The sequence below is a fragment of the Roseinatronobacter alkalisoli genome (assembly GCF_028745735.1).
GTDB lineage: Bacteria > Pseudomonadota > Alphaproteobacteria > Rhodobacterales > Rhodobacteraceae > Roseinatronobacter > Roseinatronobacter alkalisoli.
This window is the reverse complement of sequence record NZ_JAQZSM010000018.1, coordinates 63219-90090: the sequence shown is the minus strand read 5'-3', so window position 1 is coordinate 90090 and position 26872 is coordinate 63219. Positions and strand designations below refer to the sequence as shown.

Annotated in this window: 20 protein-coding genes and 5 pseudogenes; 17 read left to right on the top strand and 8 right to left on the bottom strand. The window is 59.1% G+C overall.

The features are described from left to right. Positions 1-45: 45 nt before the first annotated feature. From PUT78_RS16745 to PUT78_RS16725, 5 genes and pseudogenes are all read left to right on the top strand, one after another. Positions 46-977: pseudogene (locus PUT78_RS16745) on the top strand (IS5 family transposase). Positions 978-1529: 552 nt separating this feature from the next. Then, positions 1530-2792 carry an ABC transporter substrate-binding protein gene (locus tag PUT78_RS16740; protein WP_274353420.1) on the top strand — a complete coding sequence of 421 codons (1263 nt, stop codon included), beginning with the start codon at positions 1530-1532 and terminating at the stop codon, positions 2790-2792. A gap of 59 nt (positions 2793-2851) precedes the next feature. After that, positions 2852-3835 carry a carbohydrate ABC transporter permease gene (locus PUT78_RS16735; protein WP_274353419.1) on the top strand — a complete coding sequence of 328 codons (984 nt, stop codon included), beginning with the start codon at positions 2852-2854 and terminating at the stop codon, positions 3833-3835. Then, positions 3835-4878, top strand: a complete 1044-nt coding sequence (locus PUT78_RS16730; RefSeq protein ID WP_274353418.1) for a carbohydrate ABC transporter permease — start codon at positions 3835-3837, stop codon at positions 4876-4878. Before PUT78_RS16735 ends, PUT78_RS16730 begins: the two co-directional genes overlap by 1 nt. Before the next feature lie 42 nt (positions 4879-4920). Further along, on the top strand, positions 4921-6033 hold the full coding sequence (locus PUT78_RS16725) for an ABC transporter ATP-binding protein (protein WP_274353417.1): 1113 nt from the start codon (positions 4921-4923) through the stop codon (positions 6031-6033). A gap of 50 nt (positions 6034-6083) precedes the next feature. On the opposite strand, the gene PUT78_RS16720 is transcribed toward PUT78_RS16725, so the two are convergent. Genes PUT78_RS16720 through PUT78_RS16710 form a run of 3 tightly spaced genes read right to left on the bottom strand, consistent with a single transcriptional unit; the run spans position 6084 to position 8655 of the window. After that, complete coding sequence (locus PUT78_RS16720; RefSeq protein WP_274353416.1) at positions 6084-6584, bottom strand: flavin reductase family protein; 501 nt, start codon at positions 6582-6584, stop codon at positions 6084-6086. A gap of 17 nt (positions 6585-6601) precedes the next feature. Then, positions 6602-7495: an aldo/keto reductase gene (locus tag PUT78_RS16715; RefSeq protein ID WP_274353423.1), complete on the bottom strand. Its 894-nt coding sequence runs from the start codon at positions 7493-7495 to the stop codon at positions 6602-6604. Between the two features lie 2 nt (positions 7496-7497). After that, positions 7498-8655 carry an LLM class flavin-dependent oxidoreductase gene (locus PUT78_RS16710; protein WP_274353415.1) on the bottom strand — a complete coding sequence of 386 codons (1158 nt, stop codon included), beginning with the start codon at positions 8653-8655 and terminating at the stop codon, positions 7498-7500. 101 nt (positions 8656-8756) lie between these two features. Between PUT78_RS16710 and PUT78_RS16705 the strand changes: the two genes are divergently transcribed. From PUT78_RS16705 to PUT78_RS16695, 3 genes are read left to right on the top strand one after another with little or no spacing between them, the layout of a single operon-like run. Continuing rightward, on the top strand, positions 8757-9458 hold the full coding sequence (locus PUT78_RS16705; protein ID WP_274353414.1) for a GntR family transcriptional regulator: 702 nt from the start codon (positions 8757-8759) through the stop codon (positions 9456-9458). Between the two features lie 7 nt (positions 9459-9465). Beyond that, on the top strand, positions 9466-10581 hold the full coding sequence (locus PUT78_RS16700; protein WP_274353422.1) for a Gfo/Idh/MocA family protein: 1116 nt from the start codon (positions 9466-9468) through the stop codon (positions 10579-10581). 54 nt (positions 10582-10635) lie between these two features. Further along, positions 10636-11637: a YeiH family protein gene (locus PUT78_RS16695; protein WP_274353413.1), complete on the top strand. Its 1002-nt coding sequence runs from the start codon at positions 10636-10638 to the stop codon at positions 11635-11637. 163 nt (positions 11638-11800) lie between these two features. Here PUT78_RS16695 and PUT78_RS16685 read toward each other — a convergent pair. After that, positions 11801-12778, bottom strand: a pseudogene (locus tag PUT78_RS16685) (IS5 family transposase). A 663-nt stretch (positions 12779-13441) separates the two neighbouring features. Between PUT78_RS16685 and PUT78_RS16680 the strand changes: the two are divergent. From PUT78_RS16680 to PUT78_RS16640, 9 genes and pseudogenes are all read left to right on the top strand, one after another. Next, on the top strand, positions 13442-14326 hold the full coding sequence (locus PUT78_RS16680) for an AraC family transcriptional regulator (protein WP_274353411.1): 885 nt from the start codon (positions 13442-13444) through the stop codon (positions 14324-14326). Between the two features lie 88 nt (positions 14327-14414). Beyond that, positions 14415-15332: an ABC transporter substrate-binding protein gene (locus tag PUT78_RS16675; protein ID WP_274353410.1), complete on the top strand. Its 918-nt coding sequence runs from the start codon at positions 14415-14417 to the stop codon at positions 15330-15332. Positions 15333-15383: 51 nt separating this feature from the next. Beyond that, positions 15384-16886, top strand: coding sequence for a sugar ABC transporter ATP-binding protein (locus PUT78_RS16670; protein WP_274353409.1), 1503 nt, complete (start codon positions 15384-15386; stop codon positions 16884-16886). A 106-nt stretch (positions 16887-16992) separates the two neighbouring features. Further along, positions 16993-17853: an ABC transporter permease gene (locus PUT78_RS16665; RefSeq protein WP_274353408.1), complete on the top strand. Its 861-nt coding sequence runs from the start codon at positions 16993-16995 to the stop codon at positions 17851-17853. Further along, positions 17853-19484, top strand: coding sequence for an FGGY-family carbohydrate kinase (locus tag PUT78_RS16660; protein ID WP_274353407.1), 1632 nt, complete (start codon positions 17853-17855; stop codon positions 19482-19484). Before PUT78_RS16665 ends, PUT78_RS16660 begins: the two co-directional genes overlap by 1 nt. After that, positions 19468-20184, top strand: a complete 717-nt coding sequence (locus PUT78_RS16655; protein WP_274353406.1) for an SDR family oxidoreductase — start codon at positions 19468-19470, stop codon at positions 20182-20184. Before PUT78_RS16660 ends, PUT78_RS16655 begins: the two co-directional genes overlap by 17 nt. Before the next feature lie 49 nt (positions 20185-20233). Next, complete coding sequence (locus tag PUT78_RS16650) at positions 20234-20962, top strand: SDR family oxidoreductase (RefSeq protein ID WP_274353405.1); 729 nt, start codon at positions 20234-20236, stop codon at positions 20960-20962. A 129-nt stretch (positions 20963-21091) separates the two neighbouring features. Then, positions 21092-22143 (top strand): annotated as a pseudogene (locus PUT78_RS16645) (NAD(P)-dependent alcohol dehydrogenase). Between the two features lie 300 nt (positions 22144-22443). Then, complete coding sequence (locus PUT78_RS16640; RefSeq protein WP_274353404.1) at positions 22444-24339, top strand: HipA domain-containing protein; 1896 nt, start codon at positions 22444-22446, stop codon at positions 24337-24339. Between the two features lie 100 nt (positions 24340-24439). Here PUT78_RS16640 and PUT78_RS16635 read toward each other — a convergent pair. From PUT78_RS16635 to PUT78_RS16620, 4 genes and pseudogenes are all read right to left on the bottom strand, one after another. After that, positions 24440-24598, bottom strand: a pseudogene (locus tag PUT78_RS16635) (IS6 family transposase); the annotation flags it as partial. Between the two features lie 195 nt (positions 24599-24793). Beyond that, a pseudogene (locus PUT78_RS16630) lies at positions 24794-25158 on the bottom strand (lysozyme inhibitor LprI family protein). A gap of 70 nt (positions 25159-25228) precedes the next feature. After that, positions 25229-25615, bottom strand: a complete 387-nt coding sequence (locus tag PUT78_RS16625) for a Kazal-type serine protease inhibitor domain-containing protein (RefSeq protein WP_274353403.1) — start codon at positions 25613-25615, stop codon at positions 25229-25231. A gap of 14 nt (positions 25616-25629) precedes the next feature. Beyond that, positions 25630-26832: a transporter substrate-binding domain-containing protein gene (locus PUT78_RS16620; protein ID WP_274353402.1), complete on the bottom strand. Its 1203-nt coding sequence runs from the start codon at positions 26830-26832 to the stop codon at positions 25630-25632. Positions 26833-26872: the final 40 nt, after the last annotated feature.

Here is a 26872-nt window from a genome sequence, read left to right as displayed (position 1 = left end):
TCCCCGAGGATTAACATTGTGAATCCATGGAGTTAGATAGGCTGCATGAGCAAGCCATCACCCACCCCCGACCGGACGACGAACTGGTCCAGCTACACTGCATCGCTGCGCAAGCGCGGTTCTCTGTTGATCTGGCTGGACAAGGACATGACCTGGCTCGCTCCGCAGGATGGCAACCCCGGTCGGCCTGCGGTCTTCTCGGATGCGGCGATCCAGTTCTGCCTGACCATCAAGGTTCTTTTCAAGCTGCCGCTCCGCCAAACAACTGGAATGGTGGCCAGCTTGCTCAAGTTGTCGGGCTTGGATTGGGCGGTACCCGACTATACGACGCTATGCCGACGGCAAAAGACGCTGGCCGTCCAGATACCGTATCGGCGCGTCGATGGCCCCTTGAACCTGCTCGTGGATAGCACCGGGATCAAGTTCCTCGGCGATGGTGAGTGGCAGGCGCGCAAGCAGGGCGTTCAGGGCAGACGCCAATGGCGCAAGGTCCATCTGGCCACGGACACCGCTACGTCCGACATCCGGGCGGTGGAGTTCACCTCCAGCAGCAACGGCGACAGTCCGATCTTGCCAGACCTGCTGGACCAGATCCCCGAGGGCGAAGACATCGGCTCGGTAACTGCCGACGGCGCCTATGACACCCGCCGCTGCCATACCGCCATCATCGACCGTCATGCCACTCCGATCATCCCTATCCGCAAGAACGGCCGACCATGGAAAGAAGACTGCCCGGCGGCAATCGCCCGGAACGAAATACTGCGAGCCACCCGACACTATGGCAGGGCGTTCTGGAAGCGCTGGACTGTATACCATGTCCGAAGCAGGATCGAAGCAAGATGCGGCGCCTCAAGGCCTTCGGCGAACGCATCAATGCCAGAGACCCCGACCGCCAGACCGCAGAAATCCAAATACGCATCGCCCTTATGAACCGCTTCTCGGCCCTCGGAACGGCCGAGATCGTCCGCGTGACCTGAGCTGAAGGGGAAAGGGGGGCATCACGTCTCAGCACTGACTTACGCAACAACGCCAAGCAGCTTGCATGCCGTGCTGATCCCCACAAGACCTTAGCCTGGCACCACCACGAAACCTTGCCTGTTCGCGCAAACGGGGAGAATCTGTGGAATGTGTGCACCCCGCTAGGTGTTTCGGTGCGGCGCCGTCTTGGCGGACAGGCTGTCCCACCGGAACCGGTCCGGGATCGGGCGTTAATTGGCACGTGAACGGGACGTCGAATCTAAATTGATACCCCATTGATTTATTATTTATCCAGTGTTAGCATTTTTTCCAGATCGCGTTCTGCGCGGCGCAGGGAGGAACATTCCAGATGACAGCAATGTCGGCCCGCATGGCGGACCCGTCGCCGCAAACAAGCGTGGGTTGCGGCATTCTGCGCGCATGCGTCCGGGCATAGTGGCATGTGCGGGGAGCACATGACGCATCTGACCCTCAGCGCGATGAAGCTGATTTAAACGGTTGCACCGCAGGCTGGACAGGCGGCTGAGAATATTACCAATGGGAGGACCTAAATGAAAAAGAACATCGCAATATCCGCCTTCGCCGTTTTGGCAGCAAGTGCGGCGCATGGACAGGAACTGCGCTTCATGTGCTATCAGGACGGCAATGAATGCGACGTCTGGGCCGAAGCGTTCCAGACCTTCGAAGCAGAGAACCCTGGCATCACGGTTGTGGTAGATGTTGTGCCGTATCAGGCGATTTTGGAATCACTGCCGGTTCAGCTAGAGGTCGGCGAAGGCCCTGATCTGGCCCGTGTCACCGATTACGGCGGCCTTGCGCGTTTCATGCTGGATGTGCGCCCCTTCGTTGACGATCCTGACATGATCGAAGCGCGCTACGGCCAGTCCCTAGCTTGGGCGCGGGTGGGCGACAATGCACCTGACGGGATTTACAACATTGTTGACCAGCTGACGGCAACAGGCGGCTTCGCCAACCAGACATTGTTCGAGCAAGCAGGCGTGGAAATGCCAGCGCCGGGTGCAAGCTGGGCAGAATGGGCTGAAGCCTCGGTTGCGGTGCGTGATACAACAGGTGTCGATTTTGCTATGGCACTTGACCGCACAGGGCACCGCTTTGCCGCGCCCGCCATTTCCTTTGGCGCAGCGCTGTTTGACGACACGGGCGAGGCGCTGGTCATTGACGACGGGTTCCGCGCGTTTGCCGAACAATTCGTTGACTGGCACGAAAATGGCGTAATGGCGCGGGACGTTTGGGCTGGCGCGGGGGGTGGCACCTATCAAGATGCGGCTGCCGAATTCATCAATGCCAATCTGGTGATGTATTATTCCGGCAGTTGGCAAATTGGCCGCTTCGGACGTGACATTGGCGATGCGTTCGACTGGGTCGCCACGGGCGGCGTTTGCGGGCCTGAAGCGTGCACCGGTATGCCGGGCGGTGCTGGCGTTGTGGGCTTCAATCATACCGAGCATCCCGAAGCGGTGGGCAAGCTGATAGGTTTCGTGGCGCGCGATGACGTGCAGGCACAGGTTTTGGCACAGACGCGCAACCTGCCCGCCAATGCCGAATTGCAGGCCAACGGGATCGACTATCAGGACGTAATGCCCGAAGTTGCCGCCGCGCTGACGGTCTTTGCGGCTTCCGTACCGACCTTTTCCGATACGGCCTATGCGCTGCAGGGTTATCAGTTCAACCGCGCGGTCTTTACCAGCATTCCAGCACGTCTGACACAGGCGATTGTGGGCGAATTGCCGCTGGACGACGCGCTTGACCGGCTGCATCAGGACGTTGCAGACGCCATCGCCGAGGCGCGCTAACACCCCGAATGCCCGGCCCCCTTCGGGCCGGGCACCCCTGAACAACAGGACCACACAAGATGACAGCGATCTTCCGCACCCTTTACGAGGGGGCCTTCAACCTTTTTGAAAAGCCGATGCGGATGCTTCAATACAGCCTCGGCGCACACCGCATGGCTTGGGTCTTTTTGCTACCTAACCTGTTGATCTTCATTCTTTTTACATATCTGCCTATCCTACTGAATATCTGGTATTCCACCACAGGCGGTGACCGCATTTTGCTGGGTGACCGCAATTGGGTGGGCGCTGAAAACTTCGCGACCCTGTTTGATTGCGGGTCATATATGGACCCGAATTCGTGCCGCCGCGATCTGTTCTGGCGCGCGGTGCATAATACGGGTTGGTTTGTTGTGCTGCAGGTGGGGTTCATGATCCTGCTGTCCTTGATGGCGGCGTTAATCCTGAACCGCAATATCCCGCTAAAGGGGTTCTTCCGCGCGGTTTTCTTCTATCCGGTGCTGTTGTCACCTGTGGTGGTCGCGCTGATCTGGAAATGGATTTTGCAGCGCAATGGCGTGCTGAACGCAGGCTTGGACTGGGCGGGGATGGGCACGGTCCATTGGTTGCTGGACCCGTCATGGGCGTTTTTCTGGATCGTGTTCGTGTCGATCTGGGCCAATATGGGCTTTTATGTGCTGATCCTGCTTGCAGGGCTACAGGCCATTCCCGGCGACGTCTATGAAGCCGCCGAGATGGATGGAACCCCCACATGGCGTCGGCTTTTCCGGATTACGCTGCCATTGCTGACGCCCACGCTGCTTGTCGTGATGGTCCTAAGCCTGATCCGCGCCGTGCAGGCCTTTGATGAAATATATGTGCTTACGGGCGGCGGGCCGGGGTCGGCGACGACGCTGCTTATACAATATATCTATGATGTCGGTTTCGCCACACGGCCCCGCCAGTTTGGGCTAGCTGCGGCGGCATCGCTGGTAATGGCGGGTGTGCTGCTGGTGCTGACCCTGCTGCAACTGGCCGCAACGCGCAAACGCGCAGAGGAGGGGTGATGCTGCGTTTCCTGACCCAGCGTCGCGGGCGCGACCGGCTGGATATGACCGACTGGATTGCGTTCGGGTTTCTGGGGCTGGGCGTGTTTTTGATGCTTGGCCCTGTGCTGTGGCTGGTGCTGTCCAGCTTCAAGACCGAAGCGGCCTTGCAGGAATACCCCCCCAAACTGCTGCCGCTTGCCCCCCAGTTTGTCGAGGTTGAGGGGTTTGAAACGGCCTTGCAGCGCTTTCAAGTCGTTTCGGGCGAACATGCAGGCCGCGAACTGGCGCAGGTGCGGCGTATTGGCCTGAACGCGCAGATGATTGACCCTGCCAACGCTGGTGAACGCCTGAATGTCCACATCAATGACCGCGAACCCGTCCGCGCCGTTCAGGTGGAAACTGAAAACTACACCGGGCTGTTCACGCGGTTCAGTTTCTTGCGGTATTTCTGGAATTCGACATTCATAACGGTCGTCGCAACTGTGCTGACGGTGCTGTTCAATTCGATGGCCGCGTTTGCGCTGGCAAAATACCGCTTTACTGGCCGGACCACCGTGTTCTTGTTGATTATCGCAACCCTGATGATCCCGCCCACAGTTACTTTGGTGCCGCTGTTTCTGGTGGTCAGCCAGATGGGGCTGATCAATTCACCCTGGGCGGTGATCTGGCCTGCCATTGCAACACCCACAGGCGTGTTCCTGCTGCGGCAATATATGCTGACCATCCCTGATGACCTGCTGGATGCTGCGCGTATGGACAATGCCAGCGAATGGCGTGTGTATTGGAAGATTGTGCTGCCGCTATCGGCACCTGCCTTGGCGGTGCTTATCATCTTCTCGGTGATGTGGCGGTGGAACGAATTCCTTTGGCCGCTTATCGTTTTGAACCGCTCCGAAGCATTTACACTGCAACTGGCGCTGAATTCTTTTCAGGGCGAATTGCAAACCGCGTGGTCCAGCCTGTTGGCCATGACAGTTCTGACGCTTTTGCCGATTACGTTGGTCTTTGCGTTTTTGCAAAAATTCATCACGCAGGGTATTGCGCAATCGGGGGTGAAATGACGCGCCTTACAGGTATTGGGGACATGAGGATGGGGTTGAACAATGGCTGAGGTCGAACTGTGCGGCATCGTCAAGGATTATGGCGCGGTGCGGGTTGTCCACGGCGTGGACCTGACCATCGAGGATGGGACATTTTGTGTCTTTGTCGGCCCGTCCGGTTGCGGAAAATCAACCCTGTTGCGCATGATCGCGGGACTGGAAGAAATATCTGGGGGCGACCTGATGATCGGGGGCGCGCGCGTCAATGACCAGCGTGCCGCCGAACGCGGGCTGGCGATGGTGTTCCAGACCTATGCGTTATATCCGCATATGTCGGTGCGGCAGAATCTGGCTTTCGGGTTGGAAAACATCCGCATGCACAAAGCCGAGATTGCCGCGCGCGTCACCGAAGCCGCCCGCATGCTGCAACTTGAACCGTATCTGGACCGCAGGCCGCGCGCGCTGTCGGGCGGGCAACGCCAGCGCGTTGCAATCGGGCGGGCAGTGGTGCGCGAACCCAAGGTGTTTTTGTTTGACGAACCGCTGTCGAATCTGGATGCTGAATTGCGTGTCAGCATGCGCGGCGAAATTGCCGGCCTGCACCGCCGCATCGGCAACACGATGATCTATGTCACCCATGATCAGGTTGAAGCAATGACCATGGCCGACAAAATTGTCGTGCTAAGGGACGGACGGATCGAACAGGCTGGTGCCCCGATCGAACTGTATAACCGGCCTGTAAACACGTTCGTTGCCGGTTTCATTGGATCACCGCGTATGAATTTCATGCCTTGCACGGTCACCGGACGGGATGAAACCGGCATTACGCTGCAAGATGCGCAGGGCCGTGTTTTGCAAGCCGCAGTGGACGGGCGCACCGTTGCGGTAGGCGAGGAGGTCGAGTTGGGAATCCGGCCCGAACACCTGCACCCCGACCCCGAAGGTTACCCCGTCACCGTCGAGAATGTCGAGCAATTGGGCGGCGAAAGCTACTTGTATGTGCGCACTGAAACAGGCGTCGCGTTGACCGCGCATCTGACCGGGCAAACGACCCTGACATGCGGCAGTAACGCGCATCTGGCGATCCGGCCTGATTTTGCGCATGTGTTTCGCAAGGACACCACCGCCCTGCCCCGTCTGCGATTGGGCGAGTTGGAGAATGGCACACAGCCGTAACAGGCAAGATCGGGGTGGGCAAAGGCATGGTCATTTGCCCACCCCAATGGTCAGTGCAACGGGCTGAATTTACCGTATTGCCCCTGATTGAAGATCAGCGCCTCGCCCCCGTGCAAAACGGCGCGCAACACCTGCCCCACGATGATCAGATGATCGCCACCGTCATGCGTTGCATGCTGACGGCAATCGAACCTTGCGATAGCGTGATCCAGCAGCGGCACGCTATCGGCATTGCGACTGTGCGGCAGATCGACAAATCCCTTGCCTCCACGCGCGAAACGGTCCAGCACGTCCCGCGCCGACAATGGCAAAACATGGATCGCGTAATGCGTGGCTGCACGATAATGCGCGAACCGGCCAGACGATTTCGCAGGCGACCAAAGCACCAGTGCAGGGTCAAGAGACACTGCCGCGAAGCTGTTGGCGGCAAACCCCATTGGCCCATCGGCGCTGTCGATGGTCACAAGGGTTACCCCCGTGGCAAAGCACCCCAATGCGTTGCGAAAGGCACGCGATGTATCGGGGCCGGGGACAAACTCTGTCGGGTGCATTTGCCCACCATCCGCCATCACGCGACCTCTCGGCCCAAAGCCAGTGTATACAGTTCATACCATGTTTGGCGATCCATTGGCACGCGCAGCGCGTCGGAAATGCGTGCGATCCGTTCAAGGCTGTTCGTCCCCATGACGGGCAAAATGCCGGAAGGGTGGTGCAACAACCACGCCACGGCGACCGCGCCCCAATCTGTGCCAGCCTCAGTGCCCAACGCATCCAGCTTTTCACGCATGCCCTGTGGTGCGGCGGTTGCCAGTTGCCCGCCCGCCAGCGGGGACCATGCCATGGGTGCAATGCGGTGCTGGTGCAAATGAGCGATATCGCCATTCACGAACGCTTCATGTGCCATCAGGCTTAGTTCGATCTGGTTTGTCACCAATCGTGCTGTCATGCGCGATTGCAGCAAATCCAGATCCCAAGGCCGGAAATTCGACACCCCCACGGCCTGCACCTTGCCTGACGCAATCAACGCATCCAGTGTCGCGCCGGTGTCGCCAGGGTCAATAAGCGGGTCGGGGCGGTGGATCAGCAGCAGGTCAATCCGGTCGGTGGCCATGTCGCGCAAGCTTGCCTCGACCGAGGCCATGATATGCGCCGCACTTGTGTCGTAATGCTTCACGCGCACACCGGCATGCCGCCCGACAGGGGCCACGATATCGCATTTCGTCACAATCTCGATCTGGTCGCGCAATGCCGGTGCGGCTTTCAGCGCGGCACCCAAAATCGCTTCGGCCGTGTAGCCGCAATAAATATCGGCCTGATCCATGGTTGTGATACCTTGGGCAAGGCAGGATTCGATCTTGGCCTGAACATGGGCGGGGCTGGTGTCGGGATCATCGCCCAAGCGCCACATGCCATAGACAAGACGCGAAAGCGACAGATCGGGTGTCAGGGAAGAACGGTTCAGCATCAGCGGCGGGGTCCATTTCCAAGGGGTGTTGCAGGGGTTTCGGCAGGCACGCGCCCGTAGACATGCGGCAATGACACAGTGTTCAGATGCGGCATGACCTTTGTACCGAAAATCTCGGCCTCATCATGGTGCGGATAGCCCGACAGGATGAACGCGCGAATACCCATCTTGCGATAGTCTTCCAGTTTCGTAAGCACCTGATCGACCGACCCGACCAGCGCCGCGCCGCAACCCGACCGCGCGCGGCCTACCCCTGTCCATAGGTTGGGTTCGACATAGCCGAATTTATCTGCAAGTTCGCGTGCGCGGGCCTGATGTGACACACCAAGGCTGATGCTGTCATGCGCGCGATCACGGATCAGTTTGCCGTATTCATCATCCAGTTTGCTGGCGATGTGGTCAGCATATTCGCGCGCCTCGGCTTCTGTGTCGCGCACGATCATGTGCACACGCAACCCGTAATCCAGTGTGCGGCCATGGGCCTCGGCGCGGGCATGGACGTCGCGCATGCGTTTTTCCAGCATCTCACGCGGTTCCGGCCACATCAGATATACGTCGCATTGCGCGCCGCACAGTTCCAGTGCGTCAGGGCTGTAGCCGCCAAAATACAAAAGCGGCCCGCCGTTTTTCTGGTAGGGACGCGCAGGGTCGGCGGACAATTTGCTGATCTGGTAGATGTCGCCGGAATATTCGATCTCGTCGCGTGTCCACGCCTGCCGCAGGATTTCCACCACCTCGTGACTGCGCTTGTAGCGAAACGCACTTTCCGCCACCTCGCCGGGGAAGTCCGAGGAAATGACATTCAGCGTCAGCCGTCCCTTGAGCATGTGATCAAGCGTTGCTACGGTGCGCGCCAACATTACGGGTTGCATCTCGCCACAACGAATGGCGGCCAGAAAGTTGATATTCTGGGTGATTGGCGCGCAGCCTGCGACAAACGACAGCGTATCCTGCCCCACCTGATAGCTGGACGGGCACAGGACATTCCGAAACCCGTTGCGTTCGGCGGTTTGGACCAGACTTGAGCAATGATCCCAGCTTGAACGCAGCCGCCCGTCCGGCACGCCCAGAAATTCATAATCATCCGAGCACAGCGCCGCGAACCAGCTGACTTCGGCCCCATCCAGATCGACCGATGTTACAGGCACGACGCTCATGTAATTCTCCATCCATTATGTATATTTAAGTCTTGCGTAACACCTCGAAAGGGGTAAATCAATAGGGTATCAATTTCATCTTCCGATGATCAGAGGACACCATGTCAGACACCGGCGCCTTGCCGCTACATATGCAGATTACTGAGTTGCTGATCCGCGATATCGCCGCTGGCAGGCTGGTGGACGGAGAGCGTTTGCCGCCCGAACGCGAGATGGCCTTGGCGCACGGGATCGCCATAGGAACATTGCGCAAGGCGCTGGCCGCTCTTCAGGACAAAGGGCTGCTGGAACGCGTGCAGGGGTCAGGCAATTACATTCGCGCAAGGACTGATCCCGCATCGGTCTATGCCTTTTTGCGGCTGGAACTGGCCGAAGGGGGCGGGCTGCCGACTGCGCGTGTCCTCTCAGTGGACCGCATGCCAAAAGATCCCGCCCTGCCCGATTTCGGCCAGTCTGCGGACGGGCACCGCATCCGGCGGCTGCGTTTTCTGTCCGGTACAATCGCCGCGGTTGAGGAAATCTGGCTGGACGGCGGATATGCGCCAGTCCTGTCCGTGCACGAACTGTCCGAGTCCTTATACTATTATTACCGGACATGCCTTAATCTGCGCATTGCGCGCGCCGAAGATCGCGTGGGGCTGGGGCCGCTTCCTGACTGGGCACCACCCGAATTCCCGCACAAGCCCGGAACACTACTGCCGATGATCACGCGCGTCAGCCACAGCCATGATGGCCAGTCTGCCGAAGCATCATGGACTTGGTATGACCCCCAGCGCGTGCGCTACACTGTCAGGCTTAAATAAGGACATCATCTTGGAAACGCTCAACTACGGAATCATCGGCTGCGGCATGATGGGGCAGGAACATCTGCGCAATCTGGCGCTGGTAAACGGCGCGGAAGTGACCGCCATTTTTGAACCGGATGCCGGAATGCGTGCGCGCGCCGCAGCACTGGTCCCCAAGGCACAGATGGTCGGGTCTGTTGCTGAACTGCTGGCGCATCCGAACCTTGATGCCCTGCTGGTTGCCAGCCCCAACGACCTGCATGTACGCCAGATACGGGAAATCGCAGCGACCCGCCCGCTGCCCCTGCTGGTCGAGAAGCCGGTTTTCACCGATCCGTCAGACTGGGACACGCTTGACGCGCTGCAGTATGCTGCCCCCCTATGGGTGGCGATGGAATATCGGTATATGCCGCCGGTGGCTGCATTGCTGGATCAGGCCCAAAGTGTGACGGGCGGGATCAAGATGCTGACCATCCGTGAACATCGCTTCCCGTTTCTGGAAAAGGTGGGCGACTGGAATCGCTTCAACGCAAGAACCGGCGGAACACTGGTCGAGAAATGCTGTCACTTCTTCGACCTGATGCGCCTGATCTTGCAAGATAACCCCGTGCGGGTCATGGCGTCGGGCGGGCAGGACGTGAACCATGTGAACGAACGCTATGACGGGTCCGCGCCAGATATCTGGGACAACGCCTATGTCATTGTCGATTTTGCAGGCGGTGCGCGCGCCATGCTGGAATTGTGCATGTTCGCCGAAGGCGCGCGCTATCAGGAAGAAATCACTGCTGTTGGCCCCGATGCACGCATTGAATGCCTTGTGCCCGGTCCGGGGCGGTTCTGGCCTGACCATCTGGGCGCGCCACCAGTGCCACAACTGATTGTCAGCCTGCGCGATCCCAAGGGGCCTAAACAGATCGAGGTTCCCGTTGATCCGGCACTTTTGCAGGCGGGCGATCATAACGGGTCAACATTTTACCAGCATGACCGCTTTGCGAAGGTGGTGCGCGGGCATGGCAAGGTTGAGGTAAGCTTGTCTGACGGGGTCTGGGCCGTGCAGATGGGCCTTGCCGCGCAGCGCGCGGCGCAAACCGGACGGGCCGTCGCGTTGGATGCGCAGGGGCGGATGTCAGTGCATGACTAATCCCGATCCGGCGCATTACCTGTATCCCGACACGGCCGCGCTGGCATGACAGCTATGACCCGCCTGTATGCATGGGGTACACCATTGTTGCCCGGTATGATGCTGGCTGCGACAGTCGCGGCCGCATCTGCATTTCTGGGGGCGCATTATGGCGCGCCTGTCATGCTGTTTGCGTTGCTTTTAGGGATGGCCTTCAACTTTCTGCACGAAGACGACCCCTGCCGGGCAGGTATCGATTTCACGTCGCAATTCATCCTGCGTCTGGGTGTCGGGCTGCTGGGAATACGGATCGCCTTTGACGATGTGGCGCAGATCGGGCTGCTGGGGGCAGGCGTTCTGGCGGGGTTGATCGCGCTGACCATCGCGACCGGCTTCGTGGCGGGGGCATTGTTCGGGCGCTCGTGGCGTTTTGCGCTGCTGACGGGCGGGGCTGTGGCAATTTGCGGGGCTTCGGCGGCGCTGGCCATCGCCGCGATTCTGCCCGCCAATGACCAAAATGAACGGAACACCTTGTTCACCGTTATCGCGGTGACGGCGCTGTCGACCATAGCGATGGTGGTTTATCCGTTGGTGTTCCAGACAGTCGGGTTCACCGACATACAAACGGGCTTTCTGATCGGGGCGACAATCCATGATGTGGCACAGGTTGTCGGTGCAGGCTTCCAGATATCGGACACAGCCGGTGAAATGGCGACAATCACAAAGTTGTTCCGCGTGGCCATGCTGCCGGTCGTCCTGTTGCTGATTATTCTTGCCCTGCGCACCACGGCAACAGGCACAGGGCGGGGCAAAATACCCACGCTGCCATGGTTCATGTTTCTGTTTCTGTCATTGGCCGGGCTTGGCAGCGCGGTTGATCTGCCACAAACGCTTGTGATGCAGGTTGACGCGATTTCGCGCGGGCTTCTGATCATGGCCATCGCCGCGTTGGGGGTCAAAACATCGCTGAAGGCACTGACTACTTTGGGCAGTGGGCATCTGGCAATGGTCGTGGTGGAAACGCTTGCGCTATTGGGCTTTGCAATGATGGCGATGGTCTGGCTTGATCTGTTGTGAGGACGCATCCTGCGCCAGCCCGCGTTCCCTAAGGTGTCCAGATATCATCGCGCGTAAGCTGGTTCAGCATTGGTTGCCCCAGACCGGGGCTGCTATTGCCACGAATAGGCGTTGTTGCATAGATATGCGTTGGGTTTGAGAATGCCCTTACCCATAATTTAGGTCATAAGATGGCTTCGAACTTGGCGCAGCCAAGCCCGTTCATTTTGTTCAGGATGCGCGTGTCGATTTTGGCTTCTGTTCTTTGATTGGGAAAGCATCGTGCCTTCATTTTGGGGCCGATGACTTGCTTCCAACGGCCCATTTGTGTTTCCCCGCGACTGCGCTGATTGTAGCCGCTGCTCACCTGCCAGGCCATTCTGCCCACGGTGCTTATCGCGGTAATGCGCTGGTCACGAAGCGTGGGGCTGTCCTGCGCGTCGGTGCTCAGGATCGCGTACTTTGGTGGCGGAATGACGATCTGAATATCGCCGCCGAACCGCGCCAGCAATATCTCGCTCGACGGATCGCCGTCGTAGGCCCCGTCGGCAATGAAGCGCTACACCTCCCCGTCGATCTGATCCAGGAGGCCCCCCTAAGGTCATCGTGTCACCCACAGAGTCCTCAGTCAAATCAGAACAGACCAGATCACCGCTGGCGAGGTCTGAACCGAGATGCAGCTTGCGCCAGGCTTTGCGCCTGGCCTTTGTTTTATGCTTGTTTTCCAGCCACTCGCCTTCACCAAAGATCTTCAGGCCAGTGCTGTCTACCACCAGATGAATAGGGCCATTCGTCTGCGCCCGCGTTTCCAACGGCAAAACCAAACCAGATCCGTGGCGTGAAAAGGTCGAGCAATCGGGCACAGCCAGATCCAGCCCCATGATCTTCATGAGGCTGCGGACAAAGCCTTCAGTTTGACGAAGCGGCTGCTTGTAGACTATGCCAAGTGTCAGACAAACAGTGATCGCCAGATCGGAATATACCGGCGGGCCACCCCGCGTTTTGCGCCGATCTGCGCGCCATGCTGCTTCCACCTCAGGGCTTAACCAAACTGTTACATCGCCGCGCTGACGCAGGCTCTCATTGTATTCGGACCAGTTTGAAATGCGGTATGCTTCTTCTTGAACTTGTGCCGACGCGCGTCGCTGAATTTATGCGGCATCAACCCTATCCAATCGATTACAAAGCCTCCTGCTTACTGAACCAACAGCATCCATGCAACAATGCCCAGTAGAGGCCAAATAGTACGACAAGGTTCCAAAAAATAGAACGTTAACCAAGATTTGTGCTACATCGTAAACATAGGTCCAACCCATGGCTTGCTATTTGCCAGCAACATATGCGCCTGACTTAACAGCTAATACCAACAGTTGGCACCCACCCGCACGACCACCATCAACCTTTGGGGCGGGAGAAGACCGTGGCCGATGATAGTGTCCACTGCGTATAGTAGACATCTTGGGGCACTCCATGGCGGGCAAAAAGCAACTGTATCTGTCTGGTGTGGCGTTCGGAAAAGTATGTGTCGTGCAACATCGATTTTCAGAACCGCATCGGTAGAGACGATCGTGCCAGATCTGATTCGATATGCTCGGAATCAACTATTGTGACTATTCGGCATGGGCTTATCTCCAGAGTCGCGCCCTGACCGGTTGATTGCAATGCCCCCCGCCAACAAAATTTACGATTGTCTGTCAAAAAAGTATCAGAAAATTGTGCGTAGGCTCGTGGTAGAAGCGGCACCCTTGGTGCTAACCTAACTTGAGCGCCAAGGAGGGCCGATTTCTTCGAAAGAAATCGTGCAGGTGCGGAAAGTGGGGGAAGTATGCAGCCTGATCTCGAACTGGTTCATATACGTAAAGGCGAATCCTTTGCTGCATGGAAACATGGCTATCCGTTTCGCACGGTACGCTGGCATTTTCACCCTGAATACGAAATTCACATGGTCGTCGCGACATCCGGGAAATATTATATCGGTGACCATGTCGGCGATTTTGAGCCCGGCCAGTTGATCATGACCGGGCCGAATCTGCCGCAGAATTGGATCAGCGATATCCGCCCAGGTGAGATCGTGCCCTGCCGGACCAAGGTCATCCAGTTTCCGCAAAGCGTTGTCGATGATGCAAGCAGCGTCTTTCCCGAAATGGAAACCCTGCAGCCGCTTTTGGAACGCTGCCGCCGCGGGCTGCTGTTTGATGATGAAACGGCGCAGGCTGTCGGCCCGCTGATCAGCAAGTTGATCAAGGCCAGAGGCGTGCGCAGGCTGGGGCTGTTCTTTCAGATTCTCGACCTGCTGGCAAATGCGCCGAAATCGCTGACGCTTGCCAGTCTCAGCTTTGTCATGGATCTGGAACGCACCAAGCAATCGGGGATGAATCGCGCGCTTAGCCATTTGCGGGAAAATCTGCTTGAGTCGCTCAGCGAACCCGAACTGGCCGCCTTGACCGGCCAGAGCCAGAGCGCATTTTCGCGGTCATTCAGACGCCATACCGGCACGACGCTGGTGCGCTATCGCAATCAGATGCGCATCGATCTGGCCTGCCACATGCTGCTGTCGGACCCCGAGGCACGCGTCTCCGATATCTGCTTTGATGTCGGATTTTCTAACCTTTCGAACTTCAACCGCCAATTTCTCAAGCTGAAGAAGATGTCGCCTTCAGAATTCCGGGCGACCTTCGCCGCCAATCAGATGATCCGCATGGCCAGCTAAGCCTGCCGACACCCTGATGCCTTCCGCACGCGAACCCTTGGTCCGCGAACGGAGGGAGACTACCAACTGAACCTAAGGGAGGACTACCATGAAGACCTTGATGAAAACCGTTTCCGCCGCAGCACTGGGGCTTGCCGCATCAGGCGGGCTTGCCTTGGCCCAGGACGGGCCACTGAAAATTGGCATGACATTTCAGGAAATGAACAACCCCTATTTCGTCTCGATGCAAGAGGCGCTGAACGAGGCTGCCGCCCAGATCGGCGCCGAGGTCATCGTCACCGATGCGGGCCATGACGTGGCCAAGCAGATCTCTGATGTCGAGGATATGCTGCAACAAGGTATCGACATTCTGCTGCTAAACCCAACCGACAGCGCAGGCGTCGAGGCAGCAGTGCGCATGGCCAAGGATCAGGGCGTGATCGTAGTGGCGGTAGATGCCAATGCCAACGGCCCGGTAGATACTTTCGTCGGCTCCAAGAACCGCGATGCTGGCTATCAATCATGCGCCTATCTGGCCGACGCTCTTGGCGGAGAGGGTGAAGTTGCGATCCTTGGCGGCATCCCGGTCGTGCCGATCCTGCAACGCGTCAAAGGCTGTCAGGAGGCACTGGCCGAGCATGAGGGGATCACACTGGTCACTACCCAGAACGGGCGTCAGGACCGCTCTGTCGCGCTTGGCGTGGTTGAAAATATGATCCAGTCGCATCCAAATCTGGCCGGGATCTTTTCGGTCAATGACGGTGGCGCGATGGGGGCCCTGGCGGCCATACAGGGCTCTGGCCGCGATATCAAGCTGACATCGGTCGATGGCGCGCCAGAGGCGGTGCAGGCCATCGCGGCTGGTGGCCCATTCATCCAGACAACGGCACAATTCCCACGTGATCAGGTCCGCGTCGGGCTGGGCATGGCGTTGGCGCAATACTGGGGTGCCCGTGTGGTCCCGACAGAGGTGCCGATCGACGTGCGTACCGTAGATATCGAAAACGCGGCTGATTTCAGCTGGTAAAAACCCGGTCGCGCCCCTTGCGGGCGCGACCATTCCGATGCGGGGGCGACGATGCTGGAACTCAAAGCAATACGCAAAAGCTATGGCCCGATAGAGGTCCTTCACGGTGTTGACCTGCAGGTCCGTGCAGGCGAAGTCCATGCCCTGCTGGGCGAGAACGGCGCGGGCAAATCAACATTGATGAAGATCGTCAGCGGCATCATCCAGCCTTCGGACGGGCAGATATTCATTGACGGCAAATCCTACAGCTTTGCAAATTATGACGAGGCGATTGCCGCTGGCGTTGGCATCGTTTTTCAGGAATTCAGCCTTATCCCCGGTCTGACCGCCATTGAGAACATGTTTCTCGCGCGCGAATTGCGCGGGCGATTTGGCCTGCTGGACCGCAAGGCGATGCGCAAGCGCGCGCAGGCGACCCTCAAACGGCTGGAAATCGATCTGCCGCTGGATGTGCCCATTGCGCGCCTGTCGGTAGCGGAGCAGCAATTCGTGGAAATCGCCAAGGCCCTGTCGCTGGACGCCCGCATTCTGGTGCTGGATGAACCCACGGCCACGCTGACGCCCTCTGAAACGGAACATTTGTTCAAGGTCATGCGTGAATTGCGCGAGGCTGGGGTGGCCATTGTCTTTATCTCGCACCATCTGGAGGAAATCTCTGAAATCTGCGACCGCATTACCGTTCTGCGCGACGGCGAGTATGTAGGCAGCAGCGAAGTGGCGGATATCAGCACCGACCGTCTGGTCGAGATGATGGTCGGACGCCGCATCGAAAACAGCTTTCCCCCCAAACCCGCGCCCGACCCCGCGGCCCCGGTCGTATTGGAAGCGGTCGAGGTGCAGCTGCGGCGCGGCGGTCCCGTATCCGGTTTTCAGCTGCGGGCTGGGGAAATTCTAGGCTTTGCCGGCCTGGTGGGATCCGGGCGGACCGAAACCGTCCTGTCAATTCTGGGTGAATATGGTTCCGCGCGTTGCAAGATCCAGGTGGACGGCAAGGAAATGCGCTTGCGCAGCCCCGCCGACGGGCTGGCCCATGGCATCGGATTGCTGCCTGAAAGCCGCAAGGAACAGGGGCTGATCACCAGTTTCTCGATCCTGCAGAACGTGTCTTTGAACAATTACGGCAAGTACCGGCAAGCACATTGGTTCATCGATTTTAAGAAAGAACTGGCCAGCACGCAGGCCGCCATGGATCAGGTCCATGTCAAGGCACAAGGGCCACGTGCCCGCGTCGATACGCTGTCGGGTGGCAATCAGCAAAAGGTCGTAATCGCCCGCTGGCTGAACCACCAGATGCGGGTGCTGATCTTCGACGAACCGACGCGCGGCATCGACGTGGGTGCCAAGGCCGAAATCTATCAGCTGATGCGCGCATTTACCGCGCAGGGCTATGCCATCATCATGATCTCGTCCGAACTGCCCGAGGTGATCGGGATGGCCGACCGTGTCTGCGTTTTTCGTTCGGGTGGCATCGTCGCCACGGTCGAGGGGGATGCGATCACATCCGAACAGATCATGACACACGCAACGACCGGGAGGGTCCATCATGTCGCATGACAGCACTATCGATGCCAAAGGTCGCCGCCGTCGCGCGGCACTGGATTGGCTGTTTCATTCCCCTCTGGCGTTGCCGCTGGTCGGGCTGATCGTGGTATCGGTCTTGATGAGCTTTGCCAGCGACAACTTCTTTACCGTGAACAATATCCTTAACGTGCTGCGGCAGGTCTCAGTCGTGGGGATATTGGCGGTGGGAATGACCTTCGTTATCTTGACGGGCGGAATTGACCTGTCAGTGGGCGCGGTTATGGCACTGTCGGGCACGGTCGCGGCTGGGCTGATGGTAAATATGGGTTTGCCGGGTGGGGTCGGTCTGGCAGCGGCGCTTCTGGTCGGCACCGGGCTCGGCCTGATCAGCGGCGCGCTGGTCGCATGGGGCAGGATGCCCGCGATCATCGTGACGCTGGCCATGATGGGCATCGCGCGTGGGCTGGGTTTGATTTATTCAGGCGGCTATCCGATCAGCGGCCTGCCGGGCTGGGTGTCGTGGTTCGGCGTTGGTCGCATCGGCATCATTCCAGTGCCGGTCATCATCATGGTCACGGTCTATGCGCTGGCGTGGGTCATGCTAGAGCGCACCGCCTTTGGCCGTCACGTCTACTCCCTCGGCGGGAACGAAACCGCCGCCCGCCTGTCCGGCGTCCGCACCCGTTGGGTAAAATTGGCAGTGTTCGGAATCTCGGGACTGACAGCCTCGCTCGCGGCAATAGTACTGACCGGCCGGTTGATGAGCGGCCAGCCCAACGCAGGCGTCGGATTCGAGCTGGACGCCATCGCCGCCGTCGTTCTCGGCGGCACCGCGATTGCGGGCGGGCGGGGTTTGATCCTGGGCACGCTGATCGGCGCAGTTCTGTTGGGCATTTTGAACAACGGGCTGAATCTGATGGGCATCAACCCGTATATGCAGGACGTCATCAAGGGCCTGATCATCCTGCTGGCCATCTACATTGGGCGGGAATGGCGTTGATGTCGTCGTATGTCATCGGCATCGATGTCGGCACCGGGTCGGCACGCGCCGGGGTGTTCGATGCGGAGGGCACGCTGCATGGCACCGGCAAATGCGATGTAGCGATGCACCGCCCCTCGGGCGGGATCGCGGAACAATCCAGCGCGCAGGTCTGGGATGCGGTCTGCTCCGCCACCCGCGCAGCCTTGGCAGACGCCGGGATTGATCCGGGGGCTGTGGCAGGCATCGGCTTTGACGCCACCTGTTCGCTGGTGGTGGCCGGTGACCGCCCCTTGCCGGTGGGCGATCCCGACCACCCCGAACGCGACATCATCGTCTGGATGGATCACCGCGCCGTGGAACAGGCCGCGCGGATCAATGACGGCGGCCATGACGTGCTGCGCTATGTCGGCGGGCGCATCTCGCCCGAGATGGAGACTCCCAAGCTGTTGTGGCTGAAAGAAAACCGGCCGCAGGTTTTCGCCGACGCCCGGCATTTCTTTGACCTGACCGATTTCCTGACATGGAAGGCAACCAACAGCGCTGTGCGGTCAACCTGTACGGTCACCTGCAAATGGACCTATCTGGCCCATGAAGACCGCTGGGATGCGGATTATTTCCGCAGCATCGGGCTGGCTGAACTTGTCGATGACGGGTTTGCCCGCATCGGTGCTAGGGTCGTGCCGCCGGCAACGCCGCTCGGACAGGGTCTGACCCCACAGGCTGCGCGCGCAATGGGCCTGCGCCCGGGCATCGCGGTGGGTGCAGGGCTGATCGACGCCCATGCCGGGGGGATCGGCACCGTCGCAGCACATGGCGGCGCAGGCGATCCGGTAGCCACGCTTGGCTATGTCTTCGGCACCTCGTCCTGCACGATGACCACGACGCATGAGCTGGTCTTTGTGCCGGGGGTCTGGGGGCCCTATTATTCGGCCATGGTGCCGGGGATGTGGCTCAATGAGGGCGGACAATCCGTCGCCGGGGCCGCCATCGACCACCTGCTGCGCCTGCACCCCGCCCATGCAGAGGCCGCAGCCCTTGCCCATGCCGAAGGGCTATCCTTGCCCGATTGGCTGGCCGGTCAGACGACAGCGGACGCCTTGCAAAATATCATGCATCTGCATGTGGTCCCCGAATTTCTGGGCAACCGCGCGCCCTTTGCCGATCCCCATGCCCGCGCCACGATTTCTGGGCTGGGGATGCAGACAGATCTGGCCTCGCTGGTCGATCTTTATGTCGCGGGGATATGTGGGCTGGGCTATGGCCTGCGCCAGATTGTCGAAACTCAGGCCGCCCATGACGCAGACGTCCGGCGCATCGCGATCAGCGGTGGTGCCGGGCGGCATCCGCTGATCCGCCAGCTTCTGGCCGATACTACCGGTCTGCCGGTGGACGCCACCGCCAGCGAAGAACCCGTGCTGCTGGGCGCGGCCATGCTGGGTGCGGTGGCGGGCGGGGTTTTCGCCGATCTGGGTAAGGCGATGCCCGCCATGTCTCGGGTGCAGGCCAGCTATCAACCCGCGCCGGACAGCCAGCCCCTGCATCAGGCGCGCTACCAAGCATTTCTGACACTACAGCATACCGCCCGCGATCTGCGCGCGGCCATGAACGCGACCATCATGCAAGGACAAGACCATGCCGTTTCAGGATAAATCCGTCATCATCACCGGCGCGGGCAAGGGGATCGGCCGGGCCACCGCCCTGTTGCTGGCCGAACGCGGCGCGCGCGTCATCGCGATCAGCCGCACACGTGCCGATCTGGACAGCCTGACAGGCATCACCGGTATTGTCGCCGATCTGTCAGATCCGCAGGCGGCGCGCGCGGCAATAGCGCAGGCGGGCACATGTGACTTTCTGGTGAATTGCGCCGGCACCAACGTGTTGGAGAGCCTGCTGGACATGACGGACACAGGATATGACAGCGTTATGGGTATCAACCTGCAGGCCGCGCTGATCTGCGCGCAGGCATTCGCCCGCGCCCGGATCGCAGCAGGTGGGGGCGGCGCCATCGTCAATGTCACCAGCATCGCCGGACATCGCGGCTTTGCCGACCATATCTGCTATGCCGCCTCCAAGTCTGGGCTGGAAGGCGCGACCCGTGTCATGGCGCAAGAGCTTGGCACCCACGGCATCCGCGCCGTGGCCATTGCCCCCACCGTGACGATGACCGAACTGGCCGCTGCAGCATGGAGCGATCCCGCCAAACGCGACGCAATGATGGCGCGCCACCCACTGGGACGCTTTGCTGAGGCAGAGGATGTCGCGCGCAGTATCGCGCTTTTGCTGTCAAATGACGCCGCGATGATCACCGGGGCCGTTCTGCCGTTGGATGGCGGCTTTCTGGCAGTCTGACAAATTTAAACGAAGCGCGGAACAAACCCGCCGAACCAAGGAGAATGAGATGTTCCAGAACATGCACGGCAAGGTCGCCGCAATCACCGGGGCCGCTTCGGGCATTGGACTTGCCATCACGCGGGCTTTGCGGGCCGCAGGCGCCCGCGTGGTGCTGGTGGACCGCGATGCCGATGCTCTGGCCGGGCTGACCCGTGAACTGGGCGACGGGGCGGTTGCGCAGGTCACCGACCTGCTGGATGCTGACAGCTGCAACGCGATGGTGCCCGAGATCCTGCATAAGGCCGGGCAGATCGACATCATGATCTGCAATGCCGGCAGCTATATCGGCGGTGATCTGGTCGATACCGACCCAGCCACCATCGACCGGATGCTGAACCTGAACATCAACGCGGTGATGAAAAACGTCCACGCTGTTGCGCCGCATATGATCGCACGCAAGAAAGGCGATGTCATCGTCACCAGTTCCATCGCGGGCCATACACCCATTCATGTCGAACCGATCTATTCCGCGTCCAAATGGGCGGTCTCCTGCTTTGTGCAGACGATGCGGCGACAATTGATGACCCATGGCATCCGCGTGGGACAGGTTTCCCCCGGCCCGGTGGTCTCGGCCTTGCTGGCGGATTGGGAACCCGACCGCCTGCAACGGATGAAGGACGCCGGTGCCCTGATGGAACCTGTCGAGGTTGCGGATGCCATGATGTTCATGCTCAGCCGCCCGCGCAATGTCACCATCCGTGACATGATCGTGCTGCCAAGCAATTTCGACGTCTGAGGCCGCTTGCAGAAACCGTAAGTGGCTTGCACATCCTGGACCTGTGACAGGAGATGGGTTCGTCAATACGGATCGCCGGGGTCACTGCATCCGGATCGGCGGTCCGGGTCACCAACAAAGGATAGTCCGATGAAATCGCTTGTTCTCGAAAAGAAACAGGCCCTGAGCTTGCGGGACTTTCCCGCGATCGACAAGGCAGAGGAAACGCTTGCCCCGCATGATGTGCGGATCAAGATCCACACCGTCGGGATCTGCGGATCGGATGTGCATTACTACACCCATGGTCATATCGCGCCGTTTGTCGTCAATGCACCAATGATCCTCGGGCATGAGGCGTCAGGCACCGTGATCGAGGTCGGCACGGTCGTCACTAGCCTGAAAGAAGGCGACCGGGTCTGCATGGAACCGGGCATTCCCGACCCCAGTTCCAAGGCGACGCGGCTGGGTCTGTATAACATCGACCCTGCGGTCCGGTTCTGGGCGACGCCGCCGGTTCACGGCATCCTGCGCCCGACCTGCGTGCATCCCGAAGCATTCACGTTCAAACTGCCCGACAACGTCAGCTTTGCCGAAGCCGCGATGGTCGAACCTCTGGCCGTCGGCGTTCACGCCGCCACCAAGGCGCGAGTCAGGCCCGGCGACAATGCGGTGGTGCTCGGGGCTGGCCCAATCGGTCTGGTCACGGCGCTTGCCGCGTTGGCGGCGGGCTGCGCGCGCGTCTATGTGACCGATCTGGCGCAACGGAAACTCGACATTGCTGGGTCGCTCAGTCCCGCCATCGTGCCCGTCAACGCGCAGTCAGAAAATCTGGTGGACATCGTGCTCAGTCACACTGACGGTTGGGGCGTCGACGTCGTGTTCGAGGCGACCGGCTTCCCCCCATGCTGCCAGAGCTGTCTTTGAAACGCTGGCGCCGGGCGGATGCGTGGTGATGATCGGCGGACAGCCCGACCCCATTCAATACGACGCAGGTGCCGCAATGGTACGCGAAGCGCGTGTCGAAAACATTTTCCGCTATGCGCATGTCTTTCCACGTTGCGTTAGCATGTTGAGTTCTGGTGCCATCGATGTTAAGTCGTGTGATCACACGCAGCTTTGATTTCAAAGACGGTGTCCAAGCCTTTGAAATCGCCGCCTCCACCCCTCCTGCGGATGTAAAAATGCAAATCGTTCTGCCATAGCAAAGGGCTGAATCTGACTGCGCATGTCAGAAGCTAAACGCAACCAGATCCACATCTGAGGTTTTGTCCGGGGATACTGACGCACCCAAACCATTGATCTTCTGTAGTGCGGTAGCCGAGTGTGAAGTCACCTCCTACGCCGATGCTTCATACAGAGCCAACCGGAAGACAAAAATCTTTGCGACAGAATCTGATCAATGTGATCAAATGCACGATAGCTTTTAGGCTCAGCGGGGCTGGTCGAGCACCATCTTAGTTTCCGTCTTTCGCGTAGATGAAATACGCGAAAGACGGAAAAACTTGACAAATGATGTGAATTATTCCAATTTTCGCGTAGATGAAATACGCGAAAGACGGAAAATGCTCTATCTCATTGGCGAGAATTTGGACAGCGACCGCGCTCACTACTTGGCCGAAACAGGCCGGATCGTGAAGCTTATGCGGGGTATCTATGCCGATGCCGCCGAGGATGTCGATGGCATCGTGCTGCGGCACGCCGTACGCATCGCCAAATATCTCTATCCGCGGGCTTATCTGTCAGCCGCCAGCGCCGTACAGCTCGCACCGACGCGAGATGGCCGATTGTTCATTAGTGGGCCGCGTTCACAGCGCAAACGGATCAGGACACTGGAGATCATCCAGAATATCGCGCCAGCCCATCCCTCGACCGCACCCGCGCTAATCGCGGACGAGCTGGGTGAGTTCCGGACTGATGTCTCTTCGCTGCGGCAGCGTTGTCTCGAAGCCTTTCGTCTGCGCAGCGAACATGCTGCCTCGATTAATGAAGAAATGCGCGCTGCACTCGCGGCGCGTTTGATCGAAGAATATGGTGACCCTAAAAACGCTGCCGATGCGCTCTGGACGCTTGCGCGTGAGAATAAATGGTACCGCGAGGGCGAGCAAGCCGAGCGCTACCTCATGAGATCACCGTCTCTGATTGAAACGCGAAATGAAGCCGCGCTAAGCTTCACGGTGGCCTGGCACAGCCAGCCGATCGGAGAGCTACGCCATGACGGCTTTGAATGGCGTTGGACGGCTGAGAAGAACTTCAATCTACCATTGGTGCAGCAGCGAACGCCCGGCAAGCTGCCTCCCTTCATTCTCTCGCTCTTGCCCGAAGGCTGGCTGGAGCGCGTGCTCAACGAGAGTGATGAGCGCGCCCTGCTTCGTTCCGGAAAGCGCTATATGTCAAACATCACGATCAGCTCTGATACCGCCGAAATTGCAGTGTTGCCGACAGATCGTCTTTCAACTCGCCTAAGTGAATTCAGCACCGAAGGCGTGTTTATCGGACACTATGAGGGGCCGGCACGTGGCGATATAGAGAACAGTTTTGAAGAAAATCTCGCGCGCTTGTTTGCAAACTCGCAGACACCGCGCTTGTCCGGCGTGCAGATCAAGGCTCCGATGTTTCTTGACGCAAAGGGACGCCTTGTTCCTAGCACGATAGAGCCCTTCACGCATATACTAAAACCTGCCGGCACAAGCGGATTTCAGGCCCTGCCGATTATCGAGTATTTGTCGATGTCCTTGGGGCGGGCTGCCGGACTTGAAGCCCCGGCCATCGCATTGATAGGCATGCCGGACGGCATGCCGCCGGCGTTAATTGTGGAACGCTTTGATATCCGTAGCAGTGCCGATGATCACCGCTGTATTGCTCTCGAAGACATCTGCTCTGTTCTTGATTTGCCCCCAGAAGCCAAATATGACAGCACCATCGAGCGGATCGCGCGCGCCGTGCGTCCACTTTCCACCGCGCCCGAGGAAGATCTGACGGTTATATTGAAGCGCGCGCTGTTTGCTTGGCTCATTGCCGATGGTGACATGCATCTTAAGAATCTTGCCTTGCTTAAGATAGCAGCGCCGGGCGCAGACACCTTTGAGAGCGTGAGGATGGCCCCGCTCTATGATGCGGTGACGACTCGCGTCTTTCCGAGACTGGAGCATGATCGCATGGCGCTCAAGCTGGATGGCAAGGATGACCGGCTGCGCCGCGCCGACTTCCTACGCCTTGCCGCGACTGCCGGGATACTAGCACGTGCTGCCAACGCCGCTATCGATGAGCTTGTCAAGAGATTTGCCACCGGGCTCGATCAGATCATTGTGCCGGATGTGCCGAACCTTGATGCGGAGATGACGGCCAAGGCCGAGCAGATGCTGGAGTTGTGCCGCGAGCGGCTTGCGGCTTGGCACTAAGTCTTTCACAAACCGCGTAGCAAGAATGCAAGAGGCATTGCCAAGTTGGTTCTGTCGCAAATATTCATATAGGTTGAGTGTAGCCAAGCGCTGGACAGACTTATGCTGCGAGCTGGGCGAACTGCTCAAATGCGTTCAAGCCGTTGTTGTCGAATTGCCTTTTGCGGATCATGTGCGCGACCTCAATTCCCTCAAGGGTTGCGGACGCGGAATGAACGGCTTTGAAGCCGAGCATCAGCCCCGTGATGCGCTTGATGAATCAATGATCCTGCGTATTCGTGCCGGCGCATTTCCGTCAGATCCGTATCAATCAATCCGCAAGCCGCGTTGCCGCGACTGATGTGTACCGTTTCTGCCCCGGCGGATGCATACATAAGCAGTAAAAAGACACCCGTCAGGCAAGGATTCCTGTTCATTTTAACATTTCCATTCCGTAGTTGCCTGAAAAATCGCCTCAATCCCCGGCAGACACCGGACAGCTCAGGTCGCCTTCTTCGCAGGCGAGGTACTGACGGAACTGATCAACCCGCTGCCGCGTCAGGCTTTCCAGACAACCATCAAGCACCATGGGATAAATGCTTCCCCCTACCACCGCCGAGGCTGCGAAGGCGCATTCTGCATCGCGGAAGGATATCCAGTGACGCGCGCGTTCCGAAGCTGCCGGTAGGCGTCAGGGTCGTCGCCCGGACGCTGCCTGATCCGATGATAAAGCGTGTTCAGATCGGTGTCGGCGGCCTGATAGGCATTCTGGGCACAACGGTTCAGTGTTGCCTGGTCCCTGGCACTCTCGCAGACATCCGCATGCGCGGCAGAGACCATCAGGCAGGTCATTGTTGCGGCAAGAAATTTACGTCTCATGGTCTTTCTCCCTGATGTTTTCTACAGGCTTTCACCCTCTGCACTCCCCGCGCCGCACGACGCGAAACTGCGCTGCCTCGGCCTCGCAGGCGTTGGCGAAGCTGCGCCGTTGGTCCTGTCTGACGGCACAGACCGGGGCGTATTCCCGCGTGCAGGCCTGTTCCCGGCCTCCGGGCGGGCGGGGGCTGACAGTTGCAGGGCGGCACTGGCCCTGATGAACCAGCCGGGCATCGGCCGCACGCATCATACAGGCATTGCCATAGGTTTCGCGCTGACCATGCCGCTCGCCACAGACGGGCGGGTATTCGAATGTACAGGCGGCGGGCCTGTCCTCGTGCGGGGGCGGGTAGGGCCCGGTTTCGGGAACGCAGGTCGCCAAGAATGCCACAACTGCGGCGAACAGAAATGCCGTTCTCATCGTGACCGTTCCTTTCAAGGATCGTTGCCGAAATACTGCGTCCTGATCTCTTCGATTGCACCACCTTCATGCGCACCGATCAGTTCAATGGTCAGCCGGCGTGTCAGATCACTTCCATGAACGAGGCCGAAAGCATATTTGTCAGGCGCAAAAATCGGCCCGACCACAGTCACCGGCTGTTCAGGGTTGGTATGGGCATAATATTCCAGCACCGGCGCATCGCCCACAATCGCGTCAATTCGACCGTCAACAAGTGCTTGCACAGCCTCTTCGATATGCGCAAAACGCCGTGCGTTGAGGCCCGCTTGCTGTGCATAGCGTTCAGACACGCTGCCCGGCTGTACCCCGACAACCCGGCCTGGAAGATCGGCCACGCTGTTGATCTGGTTGGTCAGGGACAAAGTGGTCATGACGCTGGTGACGGAGGAAGTCAGATAGGCCAGCACAGCAATGCCGCAGACCAGCCACAGACCCTGCCAGATGCGCCCGATCCAGCCAAAATAGTTCTTTCGCTGCGGCGATTTGCCCGACGTCGCCACAGACATGACGGTGTAAAAACCTTCAGCAATGCCATCGCGCCAGCGGCGCGGGAACTCCTTGTTGAAACGGCGGTCAAACGCCGTGATCAGCAATGTCGCCACGGCGATGACAAAGGCGATCCAGGCGTAGCCGCGCAAATGGCCGGAATCACGAAGCCCCCGGAGGACATCACGGAATCCGCCGCCCCGGTCATCGTTTACCATGATGCGCTGGCCCGCATCGAACCATGGATGCGTGAAATCCATGCGCTCGGCCCGTTCTCTGGTCACGGTCAGGTTGGTGACGGCCACATCAATCTCGGCATTTGCGGCGGCTGTGACAAGCGCGCCGGTGTTGTCCAGCTCGACATATTCGCTTTGCAGCGAGAGGGATTGTGCAATCTGTTCCCACAGGTCGATGGCCATGCCGGAGAACGTGTCATCTTCCCGCATGACAAAGGGCGGGTGCACATAAACCCCCACCCGCAGGCTGCGCTCATCCCTCGGCCCCTCCGCAACAACAGAATCCTGTGCAGCGACAGGCGCAGATCCGGCCGCCAGACAGATCAGCACGACCAGCAGATGCAATGTATGCCGAAAAGACGGATAGGGCAGCCGATAGAGCAGGGATTTCACAATAGAGATCCATAGATTTATTTTGGGTCGTGCCAGCGGCACAGCGTTATCTAGGTGTTTCATGTTTCGCTCCTCAGGATAGACGCGGCCTGACAAGAGTGAA

Coding starts and splice junctions, on each gene's coding strand:
- PUT78_RS16710 (WP_274353415.1), bottom strand. CDS start 8,655: ATGAGCGTCGTGCCTGTAACATCGGTCGATCTGGATGGGGCCGAAGTC.
- PUT78_RS16670 (WP_274353409.1), top strand. CDS start 15,384: ATGCTGGAACTCAAAGCAATACGCAAAAGCTATGGCCCGATAGAGGTC.
- PUT78_RS16660 (WP_274353407.1), top strand. CDS start 17,853: ATGTCGTCGTATGTCATCGGCATCGATGTCGGCACCGGGTCGGCACGC.
- PUT78_RS16740 (WP_274353420.1), top strand. CDS start 1,530: ATGAAAAAGAACATCGCAATATCCGCCTTCGCCGTTTTGGCAGCAAGT.
- PUT78_RS16725 (WP_274353417.1), top strand. CDS start 4,921: ATGGCTGAGGTCGAACTGTGCGGCATCGTCAAGGATTATGGCGCGGTG.
- PUT78_RS16695 (WP_274353413.1), top strand. CDS start 10,636: ATGACCCGCCTGTATGCATGGGGTACACCATTGTTGCCCGGTATGATG.
- PUT78_RS16650 (WP_274353405.1), top strand. CDS start 20,234: ATGTTCCAGAACATGCACGGCAAGGTCGCCGCAATCACCGGGGCCGCT.
- PUT78_RS16625 (WP_274353403.1), bottom strand. CDS start 25,615: ATGAGAACGGCATTTCTGTTCGCCGCAGTTGTGGCATTCTTGGCGACC.
- PUT78_RS16655 (WP_274353406.1), top strand. CDS start 19,468: ATGCCGTTTCAGGATAAATCCGTCATCATCACCGGCGCGGGCAAGGGG.
- PUT78_RS16730 (WP_274353418.1), top strand. CDS start 3,835: ATGCTGCGTTTCCTGACCCAGCGTCGCGGGCGCGACCGGCTGGATATG.
- PUT78_RS16620 (WP_274353402.1), bottom strand. CDS start 26,832: ATGAAACACCTAGATAACGCTGTGCCGCTGGCACGACCCAAAATAAAT.
- PUT78_RS16665 (WP_274353408.1), top strand. CDS start 16,993: ATGAGCTTTGCCAGCGACAACTTCTTTACCGTGAACAATATCCTTAAC.
- PUT78_RS16675 (WP_274353410.1), top strand. CDS start 14,415: ATGAAGACCTTGATGAAAACCGTTTCCGCCGCAGCACTGGGGCTTGCC.
- PUT78_RS16720 (WP_274353416.1), bottom strand. CDS start 6,584: ATGCACCCGACAGAGTTTGTCCCCGGCCCCGATACATCGCGTGCCTTT.
- PUT78_RS16735 (WP_274353419.1), top strand. CDS start 2,852: ATGACAGCGATCTTCCGCACCCTTTACGAGGGGGCCTTCAACCTTTTT.
- PUT78_RS16705 (WP_274353414.1), top strand. CDS start 8,757: ATGTCAGACACCGGCGCCTTGCCGCTACATATGCAGATTACTGAGTTG.
- PUT78_RS16680 (WP_274353411.1), top strand. CDS start 13,442: ATGCAGCCTGATCTCGAACTGGTTCATATACGTAAAGGCGAATCCTTT.